The following is a 22,115-nucleotide window of genomic DNA, read 5'->3' on the forward strand; positions in this document are numbered from 1 at the left end:
ATGGGGACGGTTGGCGGGCTGCCGTCAATGCGGCCTGCCGGCCGCGCCCCAGTTGTTGTCGTTCTTCGCGAGCGTCGGCAGCACGAACGACAGGATCTTTCTCCGGTCGAGATCGGACGACACGCTGAGCTTGTATTCGAGCGCCGTCAGCTTGATCACGATGGACCTAAGCGCCTGGGTCAGGCGTTCGTAGCCCCCTTCGAAATAGAGCGAGCCGCCACGCTGCGCGATCACGCCGTGACGGGACAGGTAATGAAACAGCGCGACCGACGAGCGCGCGTCGTAGTTGTCGAGCGGCGGTGCCTGCAGCGGGTAGCGGATCAGGCGCTCGGCCAGGATGTACTGGATCGAAGCGCGCAGCACGCGGTCGTCCGAGCGCAGCCGGAACAGCGCTAGGATCGACAGGATGTCGACCCGCAACTCCTCCGCGCCCGCACCGTTGCGCGTGCTCTTCGCATCGAGGTACTCCGGGATCGGCAGGAAGCCCGTGCGATGGTGGTACTCGTGCAGATGGACCCAGATCGCGCTCGCCTGCGTCAGCAGCTCGTCGTCCGCCGCGAGCAGATCCGGGAACGCGGTGGGCGACCAGTTCGCTTCGATTGCCGGGCGCGTATGGCGCTTGAAGCGCTCGACGAACTTGTCGATGAAGTAGTACGCCTTGTGATACGCGCGCAGGTCGGCGTCGATGAAGTTCTCGCCGAATACCGCGACCGCGAGCGGATTGAGAAAGCCGTCCGTGCACATGCGGATCTGCACCGGCAGCGCGTTGCCGTCCGGCGCGATCGCGAGTACGCTCGGCGGAATCGGCACGGGCGCGATCGCGGCCGCCTCGAGGAACGCGTCGGCGTTGTAGGGCACGTCGAAGAACCCGAGGATGAAACTCGGGTCCACCGAGTACGTGAGATCGAGCAGGCGTCCCGATGCGAGGCAGCGGTTCTCCAGCGCCACGAGCAGCGCACGCACATGCGGGTTGTCGGCGTAGTCGCCGAGATGCGTGCGTGCGCACTGCGCGATGCGCGCGACGTCGGTGCGAAAACCGCCGGCGAGGATCTCGCCGCGGCAGCGGTTGGTGGCTAGTACGATTTCGCGTTTCATGTCGGTCATCCTGTCGGCACGCGTCGTCACACGACGCGGAACTCCCGCTGCAGATAGACAAGCGTGTCGTCGTCGGGCACCGCACAGTGCAGCGCCACCACTTCGCCGACCAGCAGCTCATGCGTCGCCGCGCTCATCGACGCGACGAGCCGGCAGTCGAGCGCGATGCGCGCGCTCGCCAGCACCGGCGCGCGCGTCGCAAGCTCGCCCCACTCGCCCACCGTGAAGCGCGCGTCGCGCTCGTGCGCGGTCCTGCCCGCGAACACGTCGGCGAGAAACCGGTCGGCGGCGCCGAGCGTGTTCACGCAGAACACCTCGTTCGCGATCAGCCGCTGCGCCGATACGCTGCCGCGATTGACCGACACGAGCACCGTCGGCGGCGCATCGGACACCGACAGCACGGCGGTCGCCGTCATGCCGCAGCGCCCGGCAGGCCCGTCGCTCGTGAGTACGTGAACGGCCGACGCCACGCGGCACATCGCGTCGCGAAAGCGCTGCGGCGAGGCGCCCATCGACTGGTCGGGGAACAGTGCGGGTTCGTTGTGGATCATGTCCTGTCTCCGTGCATGGGGGAAAAGCCGCGCATCGCTACCGGTTCACCAGCGCTTTCGGCAGCGACAGCGCGAGCAGTCCGCCCAGCGCCATGCAGCCGGCCATCATGTAGAGGCCCGCGTCGTTTGATGCGGTCAGTTGCTTGAGCAGCCCCATCAGATAAGGGCCGAGGAAGCCTGCGAGATTGCCGACGGAATTGATCATCGCGATCCCGGCGGCGGCCGCGGTGCCGCCGAGGAACGCGGTCGGCAGGCTCCAGAACAGCGGAATCGCGGTGAGGATGCCCATCGTCGCGAGCGTCAGCGCCGCGATCGCAAGCCCCGTCTGATGCGCCCAGCCGACCGCGAGCACGAGCCCCACCGTGCCCATCGCACCGGGCACCGCGAGATGCCAGCGGCGCTCGCGAAGGCGATCCGAACTGTGTGCGATCGCGATCATCGCGACCACCGCAAGCGCATACGGCACCGTCGACAGCAGCCCGATCGTCAGCGGATCGGCCACGCCCGTCGCATGGATGAGCGTCGGCAGCCAGAAGCCGACGCCGTACAGGCCGATCACGAACGAGAAGTAGATTGCGCACATCAGCCATACACGCGGATTCGCGAGCACCGCACCGAGCGACAGGTGAGACTTGACCGCGTCCTCGGCATTCACGTTGCGTTCGAGCAGCGCGCGCTCTTCGTCGTTCAGCCACTTCGCCTGCGCGATCCGGTCGTCGAGCAGCGCGTAGACGAGCAAACCCGCGACGATCGACGGCAGCCCTTCGAGCAGATACAGCCACTGCCAGCCGTGCCACCCGTTGATGCCGTTGAACGCCTTCAGGATGTAGCCGGAAATCGGGCCGCCGACGACGCCCGACAGCGCGACGGCCGTCATGAACATCGTCGTGATCCGCCCCCGCCGATGGGCCGGATACCAGTAGGTCAGGTACAGGATCACGCCCGGGAAGAAGCCGGCCTCGGCGGCGCCGAGCAGGAATCGCATCGCGTAGAACGCCGTCGGCGTCGTGACGAACATCGTCAGCGCGGACACCGCGCCCCACGTCACCATGATTCGCGCGATCCAGACGCGTGCGCCGATGCGGTGGAGAATCAGGTTGCTCGGCACCTCGAAGATGAAATAACCGAAGAAGAAGATGCCGGCGCCGAGCCCGTAGGCCGCGTCGGACAGCCCGAGATCGCCTGCCATCTGCAGCTTCGCGAAGCCCACGTTCACGCGGTCGAGATACGACACCAGGTAACAGAACAGCAGCAACGGCATCAGCCGCCACGCGACCTTGCGATAGGCGGCGTCTTCCGACACCCGCTCTGCGGGCAATACGGTCGATACGAGCGTCTCCATGATTTTTTTCCTTGTTTGCGATCGATTGTCATTCGTTGCGCACGGCGTCTTGCACGCGTCGCCCGACGGCGGCACCCGCGATCCGGCGCACGAGGCGGCGAGCCGTCCTCCTCCGGTCGGCTCGTTCTCGCATGCGGGGTGCCGCGTGCCGCACGCATGTGTGCGGCACGCCGGGCGGGTGTCGATCCGGCTCGAGGGCGCGGATCAGGTGCGCGTCGGCCTCGCGAGGTCCGTTCGTGGCGTTGCCGCAGATCCGGGGGCTCGTTGTACGTCGTTGTGCCCGGGCGCAGCGTCGCAGGCAACGCGCAAGATGCGCATGACGCGCGGATGGTCGAAAGCCTTGTTCATGTTCAACCTTTTGCTCACATGCCCGCTTAGGGCGCCTTTAAAACGCTCGTCGACGTTCGAAGTCGCGAACGCACCGCTGGATCGGGCGCTCTTGTGGAGCGCTCGATGCCTTGATTCCGTCATGCCGCACGCGGCGGCCGATCGCGCAGCCCCGCCATGTAGGCGACCGTGCGGTCGCGATAGGCGGCCGACACGCCCGCGTCGGCCAGCCCGCGAATCAGCAGGTCGCGGTAGCGCGCGCTCGGCGCGGCGTCGCAATCGAGCGTGACCGCACCGCGATACGTCAGCGCATGTACGCGCCGCCCGCCGGGCTCCAGCACCTCGACCGCGTAGCGGACGTAGCGGCCGAGATGCACGCCTTCGCGACGCTCGAGCGCGTCGAGCATGCGCATCGGCAACCGGTACAGCGCGCCCTCGACGATCGCACCGGCAGCCGGCTCGATGTTCGCGCAGCAGACCGGCTCGTTGAGCGACGCGTAATTGAACGCGAGGCGATGGCCGTCGAGCCGCGCCGCGCCCGCGAAGTACGTCGCCGCGTCGCAGCCGAGCGACGCCGACAGGCTCGCAAGGTTCATGCACGAGCCGTATGCGAAATACGCGAACGGCTCGTCACGAAGCAGGTCGTCCGGCGTCATCACGACGCGCTCGCGGCATGCGGCGTGCCGAGCACGTAGTGGTCGTAGATCGCCGCGACCGACGCGATCGAGTCGAGCACGAAGTCGCCGATCGGGATGTCGATGCCGAGCGTCTGCTCGATGAACAGCACGAAGTGCACAAGCGACAGCGAATCGAGCAGGTTGGCGTCGAGCAGGTTCGTCTGCGCGGTCACGCGCGCCGGCGCGCCCGGGTCGATCCCGGCCAGAAACGTCTTCACGCTGTCGATCAATTCGTCGAGGCTCATCATCCGCATCACGATCACGCTCCAGAAACGCACGTTCATCCCGGCCCGCGCGCATCGCACCGGCCGGCTTCGCCTTCACCGAACCGCAAGATCCTTCACATCGTCCTTCGCTTTTGACTTTCGACCGGGCGTCATGCACCATGCGACGCGTCGACACGACAAACCCGGTCAGCATCTCCACCAGAGATAAATAGGAGACTTAATCAATATGACAACTCATACGCTGTTCTACTGCCCCGGCCATCTTTCGTTTGCACCGCACGTCATCTTGCGCGAGCTGGGCGAACCATTCGAACTCGCACTCGTCTCGATCAAGGACGGTGCGACGCAGAGCGCCGAATTCCGGCAGCTCAACCCGAAAGGCAAGGTGCCCGTACTGCATACCGGCGACGAAGTGCTGACGGAGTCGTCGGCGATCCTGCTCTATCTCGCGTTGCGCTTTCCGCAGGCGCGGCTCGTGCCCGATACCGCGATGGGCCTCGCACGCGCCATCGAGTGGATGAACTGGCTGGCGTCAGTGTTGCCCGGAACGGTCGCGCTCAACTTCCATCCGTCGCGTTTCAGCGAAGACCCGGCTGCGCACGACGGCATTCGCGCGAAAGGCCGCGCGGGCATCCTTGCTGCGTATGCGCAGATTGACGAACGGCTCGCGGCGCGCGACTGGGCGCTCGGCGAGCACTACTCGATCGTCGATCCGATGCTGCTGATATTTTTCAAATGGGGGAACATGCTGAAGCTCGACATGCGCGGGTTCGAACATTGGGCCGCGCATACGGAGCGCATGCTCCGCCGCCCTGCCGTCGCGACCGCGTTGTCGGTCGAACAGATCTCGATCTGGGCGTAGCGGCGAAGCCGGGTCGGGTTTGCGCCCGATCCGGAATGCCGCCCGCGTCCGTCGCGTCTCCTTCATCTTCTCAGGTCCTTTTTGCCGCTTTTCTTTGCCTGTTGCGCTGATCCTGCTACACGCGCGCGCACATGCGTCGCGCACGCCGCGGATCGTCCGGGCCCCGGCTCCGGGAACAGGAGCCATGACCGCAATCATGTATGGCGCTCTCTGCGTTCGCGTTGCTGCACCGCTCAGCACACTTTCTGCGATCACATCGAATGCGTGAACAATGCAACATCCATTTCGTGACGTCCAATATATTTTTCGTCTTCCACTAAGTCGTCACGCATATTATTCATCGTCGCAGATAGGGGCGAAGGGCATACACCGCAACAAGGTCATCGTCGCACTGGCCAACAAGCTCGCGCGTATCGCGTGGACCATTCTCACGCGACGAGGAACGTTTTATCTTCGGCAGCCGCAAGCACAGTAGGCTACCGATCACCCGTCAAGGTTTGCAGACGTGCAATTGATGACGAAACAGCGCACCGGCGTTCGGTAAGCCCGGGAAAAAAACGGCCTTCGAGGTCAGTCCACTTATTGGGAACCGAGCGCGCATATCCCATCATGGCCCTGCCGCCAAAAGCGGCTGACTCGCGAGAGGCCGGATACATTGACGCAAACTGTCTCGTCGGAGAACGCCCGCTTGCAAAGCCGGGGCGGACCATACATTTTTTGCGCTGATCTCTTTCATTACGTCCAACTCGAGATCGCGCTCGGCAAGCATCTTCTTCAGCCGGGCATTCTCTTGGTCGAGCGGCTTGAGCCGCTTCACGTCGGTAGCGTCCAGCCCGCCGAAATGCTGGCGCCCGTCGTAGATCGTCTGCTCGCTGATCCCGTGCGTCTTCGCGACCTCAGCCACCGGCGCCTTGTCCGCCTCGCGCAGGATGGTGACCATCTGTTCCTCGGCAAACCGGCTCTTCTTCACGACTTCCTTTCTCCGTTGGAAGCCATTCTCTCAAGTTTCAACTGGTCCGAAAATTCAGGGCAGGTCAGACCGCTCCGATCGCCCCAATTCACCCAAATAATTCGTATAACAAATCTATTATCCGAAGCAGGATCTCGCTGCACCAGCACGAATGCATTGCCCGCCCTCTGCGCGCACCGGCATCCCCCTCACCGAACCCGGCGAAAAATGCCCGCGCGCAGGCTTTCTCGACGCCCCACCGACATCGCTCAGGACAGCATCATCCCCTGCATCCTGTGCGAGAAATGCGCGCGCTCGGCCGTCTCCATCAGCATCAGGAATTCGTCCTGCGTCATGTGAATCAGCGCCTCATGATCGCCGGCCTCGAAATAGACTTCCGGCTGCTGCGCGAGGCGTTCCTCGAGGAACGTCTTCATCCCGTACGCCATGCAGACCGGCGGCAGCGCGCCCATGTCGCAATCCTTGAACAGCTCGCGTAATTCGACCTCCCGGGCGAGCACGAGATGGCGTCCCGTCTTCACCCAGAGGTCCGACAGGCGCACGGCGTGCGTCGTCGGCAGTACGGCGGCGACGTAACCCTCGGCGTCCTCGAGGAGCACGGTTTTCGCGAGGCGATCGCCGGGAATGTGCGCGGCGGCAGCCGTCTCCATGCTCGTATGGCTATAGGGGTGGTACACGACTTCGTACCGCGATGACTTCTGGCGCAGGCAATCCTGCAGGGTGGCTGAGACCGGCATGGCGCACCTCGTCTGGGCAAATCGGGCCAATCGGGCGAACGGCGTTCGCTCCGGATTCGTTCAGCATAGGTCGCATTTCGGCCCAATGGAAACGCCCTTGCGCGGCGCCCCGTGCAGATGGCCCACAGCCGGCCACCGGCCCCTTTTCATCGCTCGCCGCCCTCGCCGGCAGGCGAAATTCCGCCTCGGAACAGGCTTGGGCAGCCCCTCATTTTTGTAGACGAATTTAGGCGGTGCCTGTGTAAAGGCGGATGAGCTCGACAATTGGCCGATGACGAGAAGTTCGACCGTTAGTTGCATTTATCCAGGGAAACAACAAGATACCGCCCGGATGCGTCGTTCAAAAGCGCGCCCGCGAATGCACGCCGGCACGCCGGCAAACGCCGTGGCCCACGGCTTTCCCGGTGCCCTATACTGAGCCGGCCGCCCACTGTCCCGCGGCGGAAACCGACTCCCGGAGCGATCATGCATTACCAGTTGATCTACGAACTCGTCGACGATTACCTGTCGCGGCGCGACGCATTCCGTGCGGAGCATCTCGCGCTCGCGCAGGCCGCGACCGAGCGCGGCGAACTCGTGCTCGCCGGCGCGCTGGCGGAGCCGGCCGATCAGGCCGTGCTCGTGTTCGAAGGCGATTCGCCGGAAGCGGCCGAATCGTTCGCGCGCGCCGATCCGTACGTGCAGAACGGCCTCGTGAAATCGTGGCGCGTGCGGCCGTGGCGCGTCGTGGTCGGCAAGCACGCGCCGCGGCTGGCGTAAACAGGCCCTACAGCCACCCTGCCCGCTTGAAGCGCCACCACAGCGCGAGGTCGGCGATGGCCATCACCGCGATGCAGCCGTAGAACCCGTATTTCAGGTGCAGTTCGGGCATGTTCGCGAAGTTCATTCCGTAGATGCCGGCGATCATCGTCGGTATCGCGAACAGCGCGGCGAACGAGCCGAGCCGCTTGGTCACCTCGTTTTCCGCGAGCGAAATCATCCCGAGGTTGACCTGGATCGCGGTGACGACCATCTCGCGGCGCCCTTCGATCGTCTTCACGATCCGCTGCAGATGGTCGTACACATCGCGGAAGTAAGCCGCCATCCCGCTGCAGACCTGCGGCACGCGCCCGCCGGTGAGCTTCGCGAGCGGCTCCATCAGCGGCGCCGTGTGCTGGTACAGCAGCACGAGCCGGCGCTTCAGCGAATAGAGATCCTCGATGATCGCGCGCGACGACGCGGGCGTCGCCTTCGCGAAGATGCGATCCTCAAGCTCCTCGAGTTCGGCCCCGAGCGTTTCGAGGATCGGGAAATACCGGTCGACGACCTGGTCCATCAATGCGTAGAACACGAACGCCGAGCCCTCCCGCAGCAGATGCGGCTCCCGCTCGCAGCGCTTGCGCACGTCGCGGAAATCGTGCTCCGTATGGTTGCGAATCGACAGCACGTAATTCGGGCCGACGAACACGTTCAGTTCGCCGACCTTGAATTCCCCGTCGTCGTCGAGTTCGACGGTATGCAGCACCGCGAACAGCGAATCGCCGTATTCCTCGATCTTCGGCCGCTGATGGCCCTTGCGGGCATCCTCGAGCGCAAGCTCGTGCAACCCGAACTCCTCGCCCATCAGATCGATTTCCTCGGGCGTCGGATCCTTCAGCGCGACCCATACGAAGCATTCGGGCTTCGACACGTAATCGCTGATGGCGTCGATGTCGATATCGGCCAGCTTGCGGCCATCCTGGTAAGCAGCGCAGTTGATCAGCATGTTGTCCACGATGTTGCGGTTTGCGCATCAGTTTACCGGGTTGCCGCACGAACGGCCCGGCTTGCGCGGCCCGCCGATATTGGTCATGATCGTGCTGCGTGCGCCGCGGCACGCGCGTCGGCGCACGCCGACAGGCCCGCCGGGCCTGCGTTGCGCAATGCACAACGGCCGTGCGGCCCCACCGTCAAGGAGACAGACCTATGTGGTATTTCTCGTGGATACTCGGCATCGGCGTGGCGCTCGGCTTCGGCATCATCAACGCGATGTGGCTGGAAGCGGAAGTGTTCTCGCGCGACGACAAGCGCGGCGACACGTCGCGCCGGGACGCGGGGAGCCGGTATTCGTGACGCATCTCGTGTTCTTCTGCGGTCACGCCGGCACCGGCAAGACCACACTCGCGAAGCGGCTCATCGGGCCGCTGATGCGCGCGACCGGCGAGGCGTTCTGCCTGCTCGACAAGGACACGCTGTACGGCCGCTACAGCGCGGCCGCGATGGCCGCGCTCACGGACGATCCGAACGACCGCGACAGCCCGCTCTACCTGAAACATCTTCGCGATCCCGAATACCAGGGCCTGCTCGACACGGCCCGTGAAAATCTTTCGCTCGGCATCGGCGCGCTCGTCGTCGGCCCGCTGTCGCGTGAAGTGCGCGACCGGCGCATCCTCGATCGCGCATGGCTCGGCATCGCGCCCGACGTCACGCTGACGGTCGTCTGGGTCCACACGTCGGAAGACGTCGCGCATCGGCGGATCGTCGCGCGCGCCAATCCGAACGATGCGTACAAGCTCGCGCACTGGGACGAATACCGGCAGCGCCGCTTCGTGCCGACCGGCCGCGAATGCGACGGTATCGTGATGTTCGACAACACCGCGCCGTCCGACGCGGACATCGACGCGCTGCTGTACCGCATCGTGCCGCCGCCGCAACCGGCGACGATCGTCCCGCCGCTGCCGGCCTGATCGCGCCGCCCGGCGCGCTTTCCCTTCCCGCAAAAAACGACGCCGGAAGCGCTGCTGCGCTCCCGGCGTCGTACGGCCCTCGTGCCGGAGACTGGCTGGCGAATCGTCTGGTAACGACGACGGTCAGGCAACCGCGTGCATGCGCTCCATCGTGCCGCCTTCGTACAGCTTGCCGAAACGGTTCGCCAGGAACGCCTTCAGCGACACCTTTTCCTGCGGGATGAAACCGCTCTGCGGCAGCTTCTTTTCGCGGAACAGATCGAGCACCGCGCACATCGCGCCGGCCGTCGTGATCTGGATCGCGCTCATGTGCATCCCGCACACGTCCTTCGCGAAGATCTTGCGCGTGAACACGTCCTGCACCAGTTGGCCGTCCTTCACGCCCGTCACCGTGACGAATACGAGCACGACGTCCTGCTTCGTCGACGGCACCGCGCGGCGCATGATCGACTTCAGCGTGTCGCGATCGGTCGACAGGCGCAGGTCTTCCAGCAGGAACTGGACGAGCTCGCGGTGGCCCGGGTAGCGCACCGACTTGTAGTCGAGCGTCTCGACCTTGCCCGACAGCGTCTCGCACAGCGTGCCGAGGCCGCCCGACGTGTTGAACGCTTCGTATTCGGTGCCGTCGAGCGAGAAGTGCTCGAGGCCTTCGAGCGGCTGCACCCACTGCTTGCGGCCGTCGCGGATCGCCTCGCACGGCTGGCAGTATTCGTTGATCAGGCCGTCGACGCTCCACGTCAGGTTGTACTTCAGCGCGTTGGTCGGATATTCGGGCAGCGCGCCGACGCGCATCTTCACGTCGCGCACTTCGCTGAAGCCGTTCACGAGCTCGTGCGCGGCGATGCCGATGAAGCCCGGCGCGAGGCCGCACTGCGGCATGAACGCGCGGTCGGAGCCGTCGGCCAGTTCGCGGATCGCATGGGTGGCGCGCACGTCTTCGGTCAGGTCGAAGTAATGAACGCCCGCGGCCTTCGCGGCGGCGGCCACGTTGACCGCGAGGTAGTAAGGCAGCGCGTTGACGAGCGCATCGAAGCCCTTCACCGCTTCGCGAATCGCATTCGCGTCGGCGGAGTCGACCCGTTGCGTCGCGATGCCTTCGCGCGACAGCTTCGCGAGCGCATCCGCATCGCGATCGAACGCGACGACTTCGTAGTCGCCCGTTTCGCGCAGCATATGAGCAATGGTGTGGCCGATCAGACCTGCGCCGACGATGGCGATTTTCATGCGCTTATCTCCTGATGATGGGTTGGTGTTGGTGTACGGCGTCGAGCCATGAACACAGTGTAGGGACGCTCAAAATCAGTTCCAAGACGAAGAATGATGCGAAACGACCTATAGTTTCGACGTTATGACGATATATTTCGTCGAAACGACCAATCCATCTAGAAATCGCGTAGCAAGGCTGTCGCAAACCACCCGTTGGCGGACGGTTGTGCGTTGCATGCGCGAAGACGACGTACGGCGTGGTTCCGAACGCACGAACTGCTCATGCGTCAGGTGCGACACGCCGGTAGAAGCGGAATACGGAAGGCGATTCGGGAGAGACGCGTGAAGTACGCGAAAGAATGGCGACGGGCGCCCGTGTCGATCATGATGTCCAGCGAAGGCCGATGCGAATACGTGCGGGCACCTACGCGACGTTGATCCCGGCGCCCGTGACGCAACGAAGCCTGCGCCGCGCATGCGCTCGCGCCGTTCGTCATGCGCGGCGCGACGTACAACAACTCAGCCGCCAATCGTCCCGCGATCGATCTTGCGCGACAGGATGATCGACGTCGTCGTGCGCTCGACGCCTTCGAGCGTGCCGATCTGGTCGAGCAGATCGTTGAGCCGTTCGGGCGAATCGGCGCGCAGCCATGCGACGTAGTCGTACTCGCCGCTCACCGCGCACAGCAACTGGACTTCCGGCATCCGGTCGAGCTTGCGCAATACGTCCTTGCCGAACTTCGGCGTGAGGATGATGCCGACGTACGCATAGATGCTCGCGTCGAGCACGTCCTGCCCGAGCCGCACGCTGTACCCGGCGATCACGTTGGTGCGTTCGAGTCGCGCGATGCGCGCGACGACCGTCGTGCGCGCCACGTCGAGCTGGCGCGCGAGATCCGCGACGCTCGCGCGCGCGTCGGCTTGCAGCAGTGCGACGAGCTGCCGGTCGAGATCGTCGAGTTGGTCGAGGCGGGGTGGACGCATGACGCTGGGCCGGCACGCACGTGCCGACGGAGTGGAAAGTGACGCGATGATAGCGCCGAACGCGTGCACGCCCAACCGGCATGGCCCGGCTTCGACGCTTCGATTTCGATTCGTATCGGATGTAAGCAAGTGTCGCATTCACTGCCGCCCTGCAGGCAACGTGCTACTAATAATGGGCGACGCGAGATCCGCGCCGGCGGCGATGGCCGCCGCGCCCGCTCGCAAGACACCACCCCGGGAGCCAACCATGAAGAAAATCTCGCTCACCCTCGCTACGCTCGTCGTTGCCGCCAGCGCATTCGCGCAAACCCCGGCGCAGCCGCAAGCACCTGCCCAGGCGCCGGCCACGACGGCCGCGGCGTCGGCACCGAGCGCCGAGCAGCGCGCGGCACGCCACGAAGCGCGCATCGAGGAGCGCATCAAGTACCTGCACGACCAGTTGAAGATCACGTCGGCGCAGGAGCCGCAATGGAAGACGTTCGCCGATACGATGCGCGACAACGGCGCCACGATGGGCCGCCTCTATAGCGAACGGATGGCCAAGCGCGACGTGTCCGCGCTCGACGACATCAAGCAGTATGCGGAACTGTCGCAGGCGAACGCCGACGGCGCGAAGAAGCTCGCCGACGCATTCGCGCCGCTCTACGAGAGCTTCCCGGCCGAGCAGAAGGCGCTGGCCGACACGACCTTCCGCAGCTGGCTGCACCACGGCGGCGAACACCGCGGCAAGGGCAAGACGAAGGGCAAGGAAGGCAAGGCGGCCGCCGCGCCGGCCGCGAGCGCGCCCGCGCAGCCCTGACGGCCTCCCTGCCGGCGCCGTGCGGGCCCGCCCGGGCCGAACGGCGCCGCGATCGGCGACGGCGCGTCACACGGCGCGCCGAATTCGGGATAAGCTCCCGGCTTTTCCCGTTTTCCCGCCCTTCCCCGCCATGTTCGAACTCAAGCAACTCGATCTGCGTACCGATCCGCAGGCCCGTCGCGTCGTCAAGGACGAAACCGTCGCCGTGTCGTTCGCGGATGCCGACGGCGAACTGATGAGCCTCGAAGGCCCGAACCGTTATGTCGCGGGCGACGCGCTGATCACCGGCTCGACGGGCGACCGCTGGGTCGTGTCGCGCGCGCGCTTCGACGCCAAATACCTGCCCGCCGATCCGGCGCTCGCGCACGGCACGCCGGGCGCCTATCGCAACCGGCCGGCCGTCGTGCTCGCGCGCCGGATGGACGAACCGTTTACGATTGCCCGCTCGGAAAACGGCGACACGCTGCGCGGCGTGGCCGGGGACTGGGTGATGCAGTATGCGCCCGGCGACTACGGCGTCGTGCAGGCGCAGCGCTTCGCGCAGGTTTACCGCGACGCGTAACGCACCGCGCCGGCCCGATGCCGGCGCCGCCGCTCACGCAAAATCTTCGTCGAGTTCGAGTTCCGCGTCGCGCTCGACGGCCTCGCCGGCCGCGTGCCGTTCTTCGAGCGACCCGAGCATCGCTTCCGTATACGCATGCAGCACCGCATGGCTGCGCGCGCGCTGCATCGGCTTGAGCGCCAGGTAGCGCGCGAGCGCGGCCGGCACGATCCGGATGTCGAGCGTCATCCGCTTAGGCACCGCACCGAACCGCATCGCGAGCCAGTGCACGGACAGGAAGCGCCCGCGCGCGTCGCTGCTTTCGGCGAAGCGCGTCTGCTCCGGAAAGAGATCGCAGATCACGCGTGCGAGCGCGTCGAATTCCGCGCTCTGGCATTCGATCAGATAGTCGTCCATTCCGTCTCTCCCGTCAGGCCGCCGCACGCGACGGCCGGCACGTCTTCACCAGCACGACCACCAGGACCGCGGCCAGCACGAAATACACGGCCTCGACCCACGCGGCCGGCAGCACGCGCACCTGGTACAGCAGCGTCGGCGTCGCCGCGAGCGCATGCAGCACGATCGCGAGCGGCAACACGGCGATTCGGCCGGCCTGCACGCCGCGCCACACCAGCACCGACAGCGCGAGTTGCACCGCGAACGCCGCGCAGCGTTCGAGCAGCAACAGCAGGATCGACTGGGCCGACAGCGTCGCGAGCATCATGTGCAGCCGCACCACGGTGTCGACCGGCAGGTCGGCCAGTTGCGTCTCGAGCTGGCCGCGGCTCGCGAGCCACGCGAGATACGACCACTGGCCCCACACGAGCACGCCGACGAACCACGCTTCGGCGCCGCCGTGGCCGATTCCGTAGCCGATCCCGCGACCGTCGCCGGCCGATGCGCCGTACCGGCGGTTCAGAAAACGCATCCCGAGATAGCGGCCGACTTCCTCGAATACGGCGGACGCGAGCGCGCCGTACGCGACGAACGCGAGCGGCTGCGTCAGCCAGCCGTCCTCGGGCGTGTGGCTCAGCACGAGCCCGTGGAATGCGCGCTCGAGAATCATCGCGAACAGCGTGAAGACGGCGACGCCGACGATCGTGTCGCGGCGGTTGAGCGCAAGCGGCTTGCGCAGGAAGCGGTAGAGGACGAGCGGCAGCAGCGCGATGATCAGCGTGGCGGCGATCAGCGCCGCCAGCGTGACGGGAGCGACAGTCATGTATTTCCTTGGTTCGAGGCAGCGCACCTGACGCGCCGCGTGCCCCGAATGATACTCAGCTTGCGGTCGATGCGCGCGCGATCAACTCGCCGGGCAGCATCGCGACGCGCACGTCGCCCGCCGCGCCGTCGATCCGCTCGTGCACGAATTCGACGGCCTTGTAGCCGATTTCATAGGTCGGCTGACGGATCGTGGTGATGCCGATCAGCTCGGCCCATTCCGGATCGTCGATCGACAGCAGCGCCGCCTGCTGCTGCCATGCGGCGCCGAAGCGCGCGCGCAGATGGCGCGCGATCGCCAGCGCGACCGGCGCATTCGCGGCGAACAGCGCGGCGCGCACGCCGCGCCGGGCCGCATCGTCGATGCGGGCATCGACGTCGGCGAGCGCCGCCGCGGCCGCGTCCGCTTCGTTCAGATCGAGCACGACCGTCGGCGGCGCCGGCAGCCCGCGCGCCGCCAGCGCCGCGCGGAACGCGGTCTCGCGCACGCGTCGCGAACTGACGTGCTCGAACGGCTGCACGACGAAATGGATCGCGTCGAAACCGTGTTCGATCAGGTGCGCGAGCGCCGTCTCGATCGCATCGGCGTTGTCGAGGCCGATCAGGTCGGCCTCGAAGCCCTCGACCGTGCGGTCGACGAGCACGGCCGGAATGCCGGCGCCGCGCAGCGGACGCAGCACGTCTTCCTCGGCGCCGAGCGCGTTGACGATCAGCCCTTCGACGCGGTAGGTCGTGAGCAGTTGCAGGAAGCGGCGCTCCATCTCGACTTCGTTCGCGGCGTGACAGATGAGCGGCATGTAGCCGAGCGCATGGCACGCGGCCTCGACGCCCTGCAGCACTTCGACGGTGTAAGGATTGGTCAGGTCGGCCGCGAGCATGCCGAGCAGCCGGTTGCGGCCGCGCTTGAGCCCGCGCGCCATCTGGTTCGGCCGGTAGTTGAGCCGCGCGATGGCCGCCTCGATCCGCTGGCGCAGATCGACGGACAGCACATGCGTCTCGCCGTTCAGATAGCGCGAAACGCTGGTCTTGCCCGTGCCGGCCTCGCGCGCGACGTCGCTGATCGTCGCCGGACGCGTCGTGGAAGGTTGCGAATCGGTCACTGTCGTGCCTCGCGACGTACGATCCGCGCCGCTTCTCGAGCAGACGGACCTTTGTTGTTGGAAACGTAAGCCAACCAGCGGCCTCCCCTGTCCTGGCGCGTGGGCGCCTGTACCGGCCCGGCGCTGCGCCGTCGAGCCGCGCCCGTCAGCCGCGCGCTACGGCAGCCGGCCGCACCGGACCTGGCGCGGATGCCCGTCGCGCGACGCCGCCGGCCGCGTGGCCGGCCGTCGATACGACGAGCGCGGGCGATCATAACGCAGCCAGCCCTCCGGCACCAAGATCATCGATTCTAACGGCGCCTGCGCCGCGTCGCGCCGGTTGCGGCGACGACTCAGGCGTGCGCCAGCGCATCCGGATTGACGAGATTCGTGCGCAGCGTGCCGGCCAGCGCGCCGACCAGGTTTTCCGCGGCGCAGCGCGCCATCGCATGGCGCGTCTCATGCGTCGCCGAGCCGATATGCGGCAGTGCGACGACGTTCTTCATCCGCAGCAGCGGCGAATCGGCCGGCAGCGGCTCCTTTTCGAACACGTCGAGCCCCGCGCCGCGGATCGTCCCCGCGCGCAGCGCATCGACCAGCGCGGCTTCGTCGACGACGGGCCCGCGCGATGCGTTGATCAGGATCGCGCCGCGCTTCATCTTCGCGAATTCGGGCGCGCCGATCAGATGGCGCGTGTCGGGCGACAGCGGCACCTGCAGGCACACGAAATCCGATTGCGCGAGCAGCGCGTCGAACGTCACGCGCCGCGCGCCGTACTGCGTCTCGGCCTCGGCATGCGTGGACCGGTTCGCGTACAGCACCTGCATCCGGAAGCCGAGCGCCGCGCGGCGCGCGACCGCGCCGCCGATCCGCCCGAGCCCGACGATGCCGAGCGTCTTGCCCTGCACGTCGGTGCCGTACAGGTCCGGGCCGATGCTGCGATGCCAGTGGCCGGCCTTCACCCACTCGGCCAGTTCGACCACGCGCCGCGCGGAGGCCAGGATCAGCGAAAACACCGTATCGGCCGTCGACTCGGTCAGCACGTCCGGCGTATGCGCGAGCACGATGCCGCGCCGCGTGAGATCGGCGACGTCGAAGTTGTCGTAGCCGACCGAGATCGTCGACCACGCCTTCAACCGCGGCGCGCGATCGAGCATCTGCGGCGTGACCTTCAGGCTCGCGCCGATCGCGCCGTCGGCGTCGCCGAGCGCGGCGGCGAGCGCGTCGGCGCCGTCGGCCTGCACGACGTCCGCATGCTCGCGCAGGTACGCGAGAACGTCATCGGGCAGCGGCTTGTACGCGACGATACGGGGCTTCATCGTTTCATTTTCCTTGCAGCGGCGCGGCGAGCGGATGCGCATCGCGCGCCTGGGGTTTGACGGACAGCGTGAGGATCACCGCGGCGACGAGCGCGGCGCTCATGAACGCGTACGACGCGACGGGCGACCCGGTCGCGCCGTTCAAATAGCCGACGAAATACGAGCCGACGAACGAGCCGAGCGCGCCCATGCTGTTGATCAGCGCCATCGCGCCGCCGGCGACGTTCTTCGGCAGCAGTTCCGGCACGATCGCGAAGAACGGGCCGTACGGCGCATACATCGCGGCGCCCGCGACGACCAGCAACGCATACGAGATCCAGAAATGCGACGAGCCGAGCGCGTACGACGCGGCGAACGCGGCCGCGCCGACCAGCAGGAACGGCCACACGAAACCGCGACGCGAACCGACCTTGTCGGACGCCCACGACGCCGCGAGCATCGCGATCGTCGCCGCGAGGTACGGCAGCGCGGACAGCCAGCCGGTCGCGACCATCCCGAGGTCGGAGCCGTTCTTCACGATCGACGGCAGCCACAGCACGAAGCCGTACACGCCGATGCTCCAGCAGAAATACTGCGCGCACAGCTTGATCACGGCCGGCGAGCGGAATGCCTCGCCATAGTTGCGCACCGGCTTGATCGCCGCCTGCTCGGCCGCGAGCGCGGCGTCGAGATCGCGCTTTTCCTGCGCGCTGAGCCACGGCGAATCGGCCGGCTTGTCCTGCACGAGGACCCACCAGCACACGGCCCAGATGACGGCCGGCACGCCTTCGGCGATGAACATGTGGCGCCAGCCGAATTCATGCACGAGATAACCGGACACGATCGACATCCACAGCACGGTGACCGGGTTGCCGAGAATCAGGAACGTGTTCGCGCGCGAGCGCTCGTTCTTCGTGAACCAGTTGCTGATGTAGATCAGCATCGCCGGCATCACGGCCGCCTCGACGATGCCGAGCACGAAGCGGATCGCCATCAGCGACGGGATGTTGCTGACCACGCCGGTCAGCGCCGCGCAACCGCCCCACAGCACGAGGCTGACGAACACGAGCTTCTTCACGCTGCGGCGTTCCGCATAGATCGCGCCAGGGATCTGGAAGAAAAAGTAGCCGAGGAAGAACAGCGCGCCGATCAGCGACGACAGGCCCTTGCTGATGCCGAGATCCTGGTTGATGCCGGCCGCCGCCGCGAACCCGTAGTTCGCGCGATCGAGGTAGGCAAGACTGTACGTGATGAAGACGATCGGCATGATCGTCCACCAGCGTCGAGCTGCGAGATTGGCTGCCATCAGAGTGTCTCCTGAGTAGACCGGCATCGGCGCATCGTTGCGTCGTCCGGTCTCATGCAAAACCGTGCATGAAGCACGAAATGGATCCGCGGATCGTGCCGTGTCCGGCCTCTCATTGCGCGGTGACGGTTTCCTCTAGGCGATCGGCGCGATTGCCGACCTTTTCGAGCCGGTCGAGCGCGTCGCGCGTCGGCAATCCTTCCGAATCGCCGATCACCTGGATCGCGAGCGCACCGATCCGGTTGCCGCGCGCGACCGCCTGCTCGACGCTGCGCCCTTCGAGCAGCGCGCTGACCACGCCGACCGCGAAGCCGTCGCCGGCGCCGACCGTATCGACGACCTTGTCGACGCGCTCGCCTGCGATCGTGCCTTCGCGGCCGTCGGCCGTGCGGAAATACGCGCCTTGCTCGCCGAGCTTGATCACGACGCCGCGCGCGCCCTGCGCGAGATAGAAGCCCGCGATGTCGGCCGGCGTGTCGTGCCCGGTGAGCTGCCGCCCTTCGGCCAGACCCGGCAGCACCCAGTCGGCGAGCGTCGCGAGCGCATTCAGCGTCTTCGCCATCACGTCGGCGGACGGCCACAGCGTCGGGCGCAGGTTCGGGTCGAACGAGATCGTCTTGCCGGCCGCACGCATCTCGCGCGCGAGCCGGAACGCGAGTTCGCACGACGTCGCCGAGATCGCCGGCGCGACGCCCGTCAGGTGCAGGTGACGCGCGCCGAGCACGTAGTCGGCCACGTAGTCGTCGCACGACAGGTGGCTCGCCGCCGAGCCCTTGCGGAAATATTCGACGGTCGGGTCGCTGCCGTCGTCGTTGCGCGACTTCAGCTGGAAACCGGTCGGGTAGCGCGGGTCGACGGTCACGCACGACGCGTCGATGCCCTCGCGCGCCAGCGTGTCGAGCACGTAGCGACCGAACGAATCGCGGCCGACCCGGCTCATCCAGCCGACCCGGAAGCCGAGCCGCGACAGGCCGATCGCGACGTTGAGATCGGCGCCGGCGATCCGCTTCGCGAATTGCCCGGCGTGCGCGAGATGGCCCGGCTCCGTCGCGACGAACATCGCCATCGCTTCGCCGTAGGTCACGACATCGAGTGCTGCTTTCATGACTGAACTCCTCAGGATCCTGCCGCCGTTACGCGGTCGCGAGCCACGCGACGCGCCGGCACGCATCGCCGGCCAGGTCCGCCGCGTCGAACGGGAACTCGATGCCGCGCGGCGCATGCTGCGGCAGTGCCGCGAGCACGCCGGTCACGAGCGGGTCGTTCGGCGCCGGCGCGGCGGCGAAACGACGCGCGCCCTCGCCTTCGGTGGCCTTGCAATGAATGTATTCCACATGCGGTGCGAGCACCTGCGCGCAGTCGAGCGGCGCTTCGCCGCGCCACTGCCAGTTGCCGATGTCGAACGTCATGCCGAGCGCGTCGGGCAGGCCGGCATCGGCGAGCGCGTCGAACAGTCCGCGGAACTGCGCGAACGCGCCGCCGACCTCGAGCTGGCCGTTCTCGACCACCACACGGGCTCGCGCGCCGCGCGACAGCGCGTCGATCTCCGCCGCGTGCGCATCGCCGGCGAAGCCGCCGAGCTGGAATTTCACGAAGCGCGCGCCGAGCGCGTCGGCTTGCGCGAGCGCGTCGCGCAGTGCGTCGGCATCGAGCGCCCCCGTTTCCGTATACAGCGAATCCGGCGTCGAATAGACCGACCACAGCCCGTGGCCGGCGATCTGCGCGCCGAGCGCGGCCAGCGCGCCGGGCGCCGTGTCGTCGTCCGACGCGAACAGTTCGCGCCGCACTTCGAAACCGGCCGCGCCGGATGCCGCCACGGTCGCGATGAATGCACTGTGGCCCTCCTGGCGCACCCGGTCCATTCCGAATGCGCTCGCCACGATCACGATGTCTGCCATATTGCCCTTTTTCACCGGAATGGAACCGGTTCCATTTGCTTGAGACGGATGGTGCGCTTCGCTTCGGACACACGCCATAGAGGAAATCCCTAAGGCTCTGTCGTGACGCGAATACGCGCCCCGCCCGTATGCAATGCATGTTCCCGGCGCGGCTTCGAGCGCCTACGCGAGATCCTGCGCAAGACTCATTTCGAGGAATTGCACGGCGACCCGCGACGGCGCGCCGCCATGCGGCACGAGAATGGAAAAGTGCCGCGTGAGCGGCGCGGGCGCCAGCGAGCGCGGCACGAGCGCCGCATCCTCGTGCCGCAGCGACATCGCGGACACGAACCCCACGCCCATCCCCGCGCGCACGGCCTCCTTGACGGCTTCGACGCCGGCGATCTCGAACGCGACACGCATCGGCGCGCCGCCATGCGCGAACGCGCGCTCGACGAGCTGCCGCACGGCGGAGCCCGCCTCGCGCAGCACGAGCGGATGCATGGCCAGCGCGGCGAGCGTCACGCCCGTGTCGTAGCCCTGCGCCGCGAGCGGATGGCCAGCCGGCACGATCGCGACGATCTCGTCCTCGTGCCACGCATGCACGGCGGTGCCGGGCGGCAGCGCCTCGCCGGGCGGCCCTTCGATCAGCGCGATGTCGAGCGACGGCAGCGCCGCGACCACGTCGGCCGTATTGCCGCTCATCGTCTGGATCGCCACGCGCGGCGCGCGCGGCTGGAACGCCGCGATCAGGTACGGCAGCAGATAGCTCGCGGGCGTCGTGCTCGCGCCGATGCGCAGCGTGCCGGCTTCCAGCCCGCGCACCGCATCGCGAAACGCACGCGCCTGCGCGAACGTATCGCGCTGCGCCTTCGCGTACTGCGCGAGCTGTTCGCCGACCGGCGTCAGGCGAATGCCGCGGCCGTCGCGCTGGTACAGCGGCTCGCCGAACTCGTCCTGCAGCAGCCGCAACTGGCCCGATACGGCCGGCTGCGACAGATGCAGCGCGACGGCGGCGCGGCTGATGTTCAGATGCTCGGCGACGGCGGCGAACGTTATCAGTTGATCCGGGGTCATGGGCAGGAATTATCGGCGCTCCCGATACTTTACGTCACAAATCACAATTTTTCATATCGATATAACGAAATTAGGATTACACCATCGCCACACGGTCCATCACGGTGCTTCCATGTCTACTGCTCCGACTTCCCCTATCAGCCACGCCGCGCCGTCGATGCGCGGCCAGTTGAACGGCGTGCTGTTCGTCGCGCTGTTCGCCGCCGCCGTCACGAGCCTGTCCGAGCTTCCCGCGATCGCGGGGCTCGGCCTGTCGCCGCTGATCGTCGGCATCGTCGCCGGCGCGCTGTACGGCAACGCGCTGCGCGACGGCATGCCGGCCAGCTGGGCGGCCGGCGTCAATTTCTCCGCCCGCAAGCTGCTGCGCATCGCGGTCGCGTTCTTCGGCTTGCGCGTGAGCCTGCAGGAAATCGCGCAGGTCGGGCTGCCGGGCCTCGCGGTATCGGTGCTGGTCGTCGTCAGCACGCTCGCGATCGGCACCTGGGTCGGCATGAAGCTGATGAAGCTCGACCGCGACGCCGCGCTGCTGACCGCCGCCGGCAGCGCGATCTGCGGCGCGGCCGCCGTGCTCGCGTTCGAATCGACGCTGCAGTCGAAGCCGCACCAGAGCGCGATGGCGGTGGGCAGCGTCGTGCTGTTCGGCACGCTGTCGATGTTCCTGTATCCGCTCGCCTATCACGCCGGGCTGCTGAACCTCGATCCGGCCGGCCTCGGCCTGTTCTTCGGCGGCACGATCCACGAGGTCGCGCAGGTGGTCGGCGCGGCGAGCGACATCAGCCCGCAGGTCGTGCACGTCGCGACGATCGTGAAGATGACGCGCGTGATGCTGCTGGTGCCGGTGCTGCTCGCGCTCGGCTGGTGGCTCGCCCGTTCGGCACGCTCGGCGCACGACGCGGCCGGCGGCACGCAACGCCAGCGCAAGGTGGCGGTGCCGTGGTTCGCGCTCGGCTTCCTCGGCTTCGTGATCGTCAATTCGCTAAACGTGCTGCCCGCGGACGTCACGCATACGCTGAACGTGCTCGACACCTTCGCGCTGACGATGGCCATGACCGCACTCGGCATCGAGACGCGCGTCGCGCAGATCCGCGCGGCCGGCCCCCGCGCGCTGATGACCGGCCTGATCCTGTACGTGTGGCTGATCGCCGGCGGCTACGCGATCACCTGGGCCGTGCAGCACTGGCTTGGCTGAGCCGCACGTCCGCGACGGTTCGCGCGCCGCGCCCTACGGGAAGCCCGA

24 protein-coding genes and 1 pseudogene are annotated in these 22,115 nt (G+C 66.9%); 7 read left to right on the forward strand and 18 right to left on the reverse strand.

Annotated features, from left to right (window positions below):
• Positions 1 to 24: 24 nt before the first annotated feature.
• The 5 genes from AC3IFE_RS10935 to AC3IFE_RS10955 form a co-directional block, all read right to left on the reverse strand.
• Positions 25 to 1,095 (reverse strand): DUF6421 family protein, encoded by a 1,071-nt coding sequence (locus AC3IFE_RS10935; RefSeq protein ID WP_226144601.1) that lies wholly within the window; start codon positions 1,093 to 1,095, stop codon positions 25 to 27.
• A 26-nt stretch (positions 1,096 to 1,121) separates the two neighbouring features.
• Positions 1,122 to 1,646, reverse strand: coding sequence for a flavin reductase (locus AC3IFE_RS10940; RefSeq protein ID WP_089467500.1), 525 nt, complete (start codon positions 1,644 to 1,646; stop codon positions 1,122 to 1,124).
• 37 nt (positions 1,647 to 1,683) lie between these two features.
• A complete protein-coding gene (locus AC3IFE_RS10945) occupies positions 1,684 to 2,988 on the reverse strand; it encodes an MFS transporter (RefSeq protein WP_489190525.1) in 1,305 nt (434 codons plus the stop codon).
• 467 nt (positions 2,989 to 3,455) lie between these two features.
• A complete protein-coding gene (locus AC3IFE_RS10950; RefSeq protein WP_489190570.1) occupies positions 3,456 to 3,971 on the reverse strand; it encodes a gamma-glutamylcyclotransferase family protein in 516 nt (171 codons plus the stop codon).
• Positions 3,971 to 4,276 carry an acyl carrier protein gene (locus AC3IFE_RS10955; RefSeq protein WP_089467503.1) on the reverse strand — a complete coding sequence of 102 codons (306 nt, stop codon included), beginning with the start codon at positions 4,274 to 4,276 and terminating at the stop codon, positions 3,971 to 3,973. The genes AC3IFE_RS10950 and AC3IFE_RS10955 overlap by 1 nt, the downstream gene beginning before the upstream one ends.
• A gap of 169 nt (positions 4,277 to 4,445) precedes the next feature.
• Between AC3IFE_RS10955 and AC3IFE_RS10960 the strand changes: the two genes are divergently transcribed.
• Positions 4,446 to 5,081 carry a glutathione S-transferase family protein gene (locus tag AC3IFE_RS10960; protein WP_089467504.1) on the forward strand — a complete coding sequence of 212 codons (636 nt, stop codon included), beginning with the start codon at positions 4,446 to 4,448 and terminating at the stop codon, positions 5,079 to 5,081.
• Between the two features lie 694 nt (positions 5,082 to 5,775).
• Here AC3IFE_RS10960 and AC3IFE_RS10965 read toward each other — a convergent pair.
• Positions 5,776 to 6,051, reverse strand: a pseudogene (locus AC3IFE_RS10965) (transposase); the annotation flags it as partial.
• Between the two features lie 248 nt (positions 6,052 to 6,299).
• Positions 6,300 to 6,788, reverse strand: coding sequence for an aminoacyl-tRNA deacylase (locus AC3IFE_RS10970; protein ID WP_027784485.1), 489 nt, complete (start codon positions 6,786 to 6,788; stop codon positions 6,300 to 6,302).
• 465 nt (positions 6,789 to 7,253) lie between these two features.
• Here AC3IFE_RS10970 and AC3IFE_RS10975 point away from each other — a divergent pair, with 465 nt between their 5' ends.
• Positions 7,254 to 7,547 carry a YciI-like protein gene (locus AC3IFE_RS10975; protein WP_489190526.1) on the forward strand — a complete coding sequence of 98 codons (294 nt, stop codon included), beginning with the start codon at positions 7,254 to 7,256 and terminating at the stop codon, positions 7,545 to 7,547.
• A 7-nt stretch (positions 7,548 to 7,554) separates the two neighbouring features.
• Here the strand turns inward: AC3IFE_RS10975 and corA are convergent, their stop codons facing one another.
• The gene (corA, locus tag AC3IFE_RS10980; RefSeq protein WP_089467506.1) at positions 7,555 to 8,532 is read right to left on the reverse strand and encodes a magnesium/cobalt transporter CorA; all 978 of its coding nucleotides are present in this window, start codon (positions 8,530 to 8,532) and stop codon (positions 7,555 to 7,557) included.
• A 200-nt stretch (positions 8,533 to 8,732) separates the two neighbouring features.
• On the opposite strand from corA, the gene cydX reads away from it, so the two are divergent.
• Together cydX and AC3IFE_RS10990 are read left to right on the forward strand one after the other, a co-directional pair.
• A complete protein-coding gene (gene cydX, locus AC3IFE_RS10985; RefSeq protein ID WP_089467507.1) occupies positions 8,733 to 8,879 on the forward strand; it encodes a cytochrome bd-I oxidase subunit CydX in 147 nt (48 codons plus the stop codon).
• On the forward strand, positions 8,876 to 9,493 hold the full coding sequence (locus AC3IFE_RS10990; protein ID WP_089467508.1) for a P-loop nucleotide/nucleoside kinase family protein: 618 nt from the start codon (positions 8,876 to 8,878) through the stop codon (positions 9,491 to 9,493). Before cydX ends, AC3IFE_RS10990 begins: the two co-directional genes overlap by 4 nt.
• 123 nt (positions 9,494 to 9,616) lie before the next feature.
• Here AC3IFE_RS10990 and AC3IFE_RS10995 read toward each other — a convergent pair whose 3' ends face one another.
• Together AC3IFE_RS10995 and AC3IFE_RS11000 are read right to left on the reverse strand one after the other, a co-directional pair.
• Positions 9,617 to 10,717: a saccharopine dehydrogenase family protein gene (locus AC3IFE_RS10995; protein WP_089467509.1), complete on the reverse strand. Its 1,101-nt coding sequence runs from the start codon at positions 10,715 to 10,717 to the stop codon at positions 9,617 to 9,619.
• A 501-nt stretch (positions 10,718 to 11,218) separates the two neighbouring features.
• Entirely contained in the window at positions 11,219 to 11,683 is a 465-nt protein-coding gene (locus tag AC3IFE_RS11000) for an Lrp/AsnC family transcriptional regulator (RefSeq protein WP_006481526.1), read from the reverse strand.
• 247 nt (positions 11,684 to 11,930) lie between these two features.
• On the opposite strand from AC3IFE_RS11000, the gene AC3IFE_RS11005 reads away from it, so the two are divergent.
• Both AC3IFE_RS11005 and AC3IFE_RS11010 read left to right on the forward strand, forming a co-directional pair.
• Entirely contained in the window at positions 11,931 to 12,482 is a 552-nt protein-coding gene (locus tag AC3IFE_RS11005) for a Spy/CpxP family protein refolding chaperone (protein ID WP_489190527.1), read from the forward strand.
• A 130-nt stretch (positions 12,483 to 12,612) separates the two neighbouring features.
• Positions 12,613 to 13,044: a PGDYG domain-containing protein gene (locus AC3IFE_RS11010; protein ID WP_489190528.1), complete on the forward strand. Its 432-nt coding sequence runs from the start codon at positions 12,613 to 12,615 to the stop codon at positions 13,042 to 13,044.
• A gap of 33 nt (positions 13,045 to 13,077) precedes the next feature.
• Here the strand turns inward: AC3IFE_RS11010 and AC3IFE_RS11015 are convergent, their stop codons facing one another.
• The 8 genes from AC3IFE_RS11015 to AC3IFE_RS11050 all read right to left on the reverse strand — a co-directional run bounded on the left by AC3IFE_RS11015 (position 13,078) and on the right by AC3IFE_RS11050 (position 20,878).
• Complete coding sequence (locus AC3IFE_RS11015) at positions 13,078 to 13,440, reverse strand: DUF3022 domain-containing protein (RefSeq protein ID WP_089467512.1); 363 nt, start codon at positions 13,438 to 13,440, stop codon at positions 13,078 to 13,080.
• A 13-nt stretch (positions 13,441 to 13,453) separates the two neighbouring features.
• Positions 13,454 to 14,242: a YhfC family intramembrane metalloprotease gene (locus AC3IFE_RS11020; protein WP_489190529.1), complete on the reverse strand. Its 789-nt coding sequence runs from the start codon at positions 14,240 to 14,242 to the stop codon at positions 13,454 to 13,456.
• A 55-nt stretch (positions 14,243 to 14,297) separates the two neighbouring features.
• Positions 14,298 to 15,341, reverse strand: coding sequence for a LacI family DNA-binding transcriptional regulator (locus tag AC3IFE_RS11025; protein ID WP_489190530.1), 1,044 nt, complete (start codon positions 15,339 to 15,341; stop codon positions 14,298 to 14,300).
• Between the two features lie 332 nt (positions 15,342 to 15,673).
• A complete protein-coding gene (locus tag AC3IFE_RS11030) occupies positions 15,674 to 16,639 on the reverse strand; it encodes an NAD(P)-dependent oxidoreductase (protein ID WP_489190531.1) in 966 nt (321 codons plus the stop codon).
• 4 nt (positions 16,640 to 16,643) lie between these two features.
• Complete coding sequence (locus tag AC3IFE_RS11035) at positions 16,644 to 17,924, reverse strand: MFS transporter (RefSeq protein ID WP_011549755.1); 1,281 nt, start codon at positions 17,922 to 17,924, stop codon at positions 16,644 to 16,646.
• Positions 17,925 to 18,036: 112 nt separating this feature from the next.
• A complete protein-coding gene (locus AC3IFE_RS11040; protein WP_489190532.1) occupies positions 18,037 to 19,029 on the reverse strand; it encodes a sugar kinase in 993 nt (330 codons plus the stop codon).
• A gap of 28 nt (positions 19,030 to 19,057) precedes the next feature.
• On the reverse strand, positions 19,058 to 19,822 hold the full coding sequence (locus tag AC3IFE_RS11045; protein ID WP_489190533.1) for a sugar phosphate isomerase/epimerase: 765 nt from the start codon (positions 19,820 to 19,822) through the stop codon (positions 19,058 to 19,060).
• 162 nt (positions 19,823 to 19,984) lie between these two features.
• Positions 19,985 to 20,878 (reverse strand): LysR family transcriptional regulator, encoded by an 894-nt coding sequence (locus AC3IFE_RS11050; RefSeq protein ID WP_489190534.1) that lies wholly within the window; start codon positions 20,876 to 20,878, stop codon positions 19,985 to 19,987.
• Between the two features lie 112 nt (positions 20,879 to 20,990).
• On the opposite strand from AC3IFE_RS11050, the gene AC3IFE_RS11055 reads away from it, so the two are divergent.
• Positions 20,991 to 22,067 (forward strand): YeiH family protein, encoded by a 1,077-nt coding sequence (locus tag AC3IFE_RS11055; protein WP_489190535.1) that lies wholly within the window; start codon positions 20,991 to 20,993, stop codon positions 22,065 to 22,067.
• Positions 22,068 to 22,115 lie beyond the last annotated feature (48 nt).

The sequence above is a fragment of the Burkholderia sp. APQ4-4ca genome (assembly GCF_057837105.1).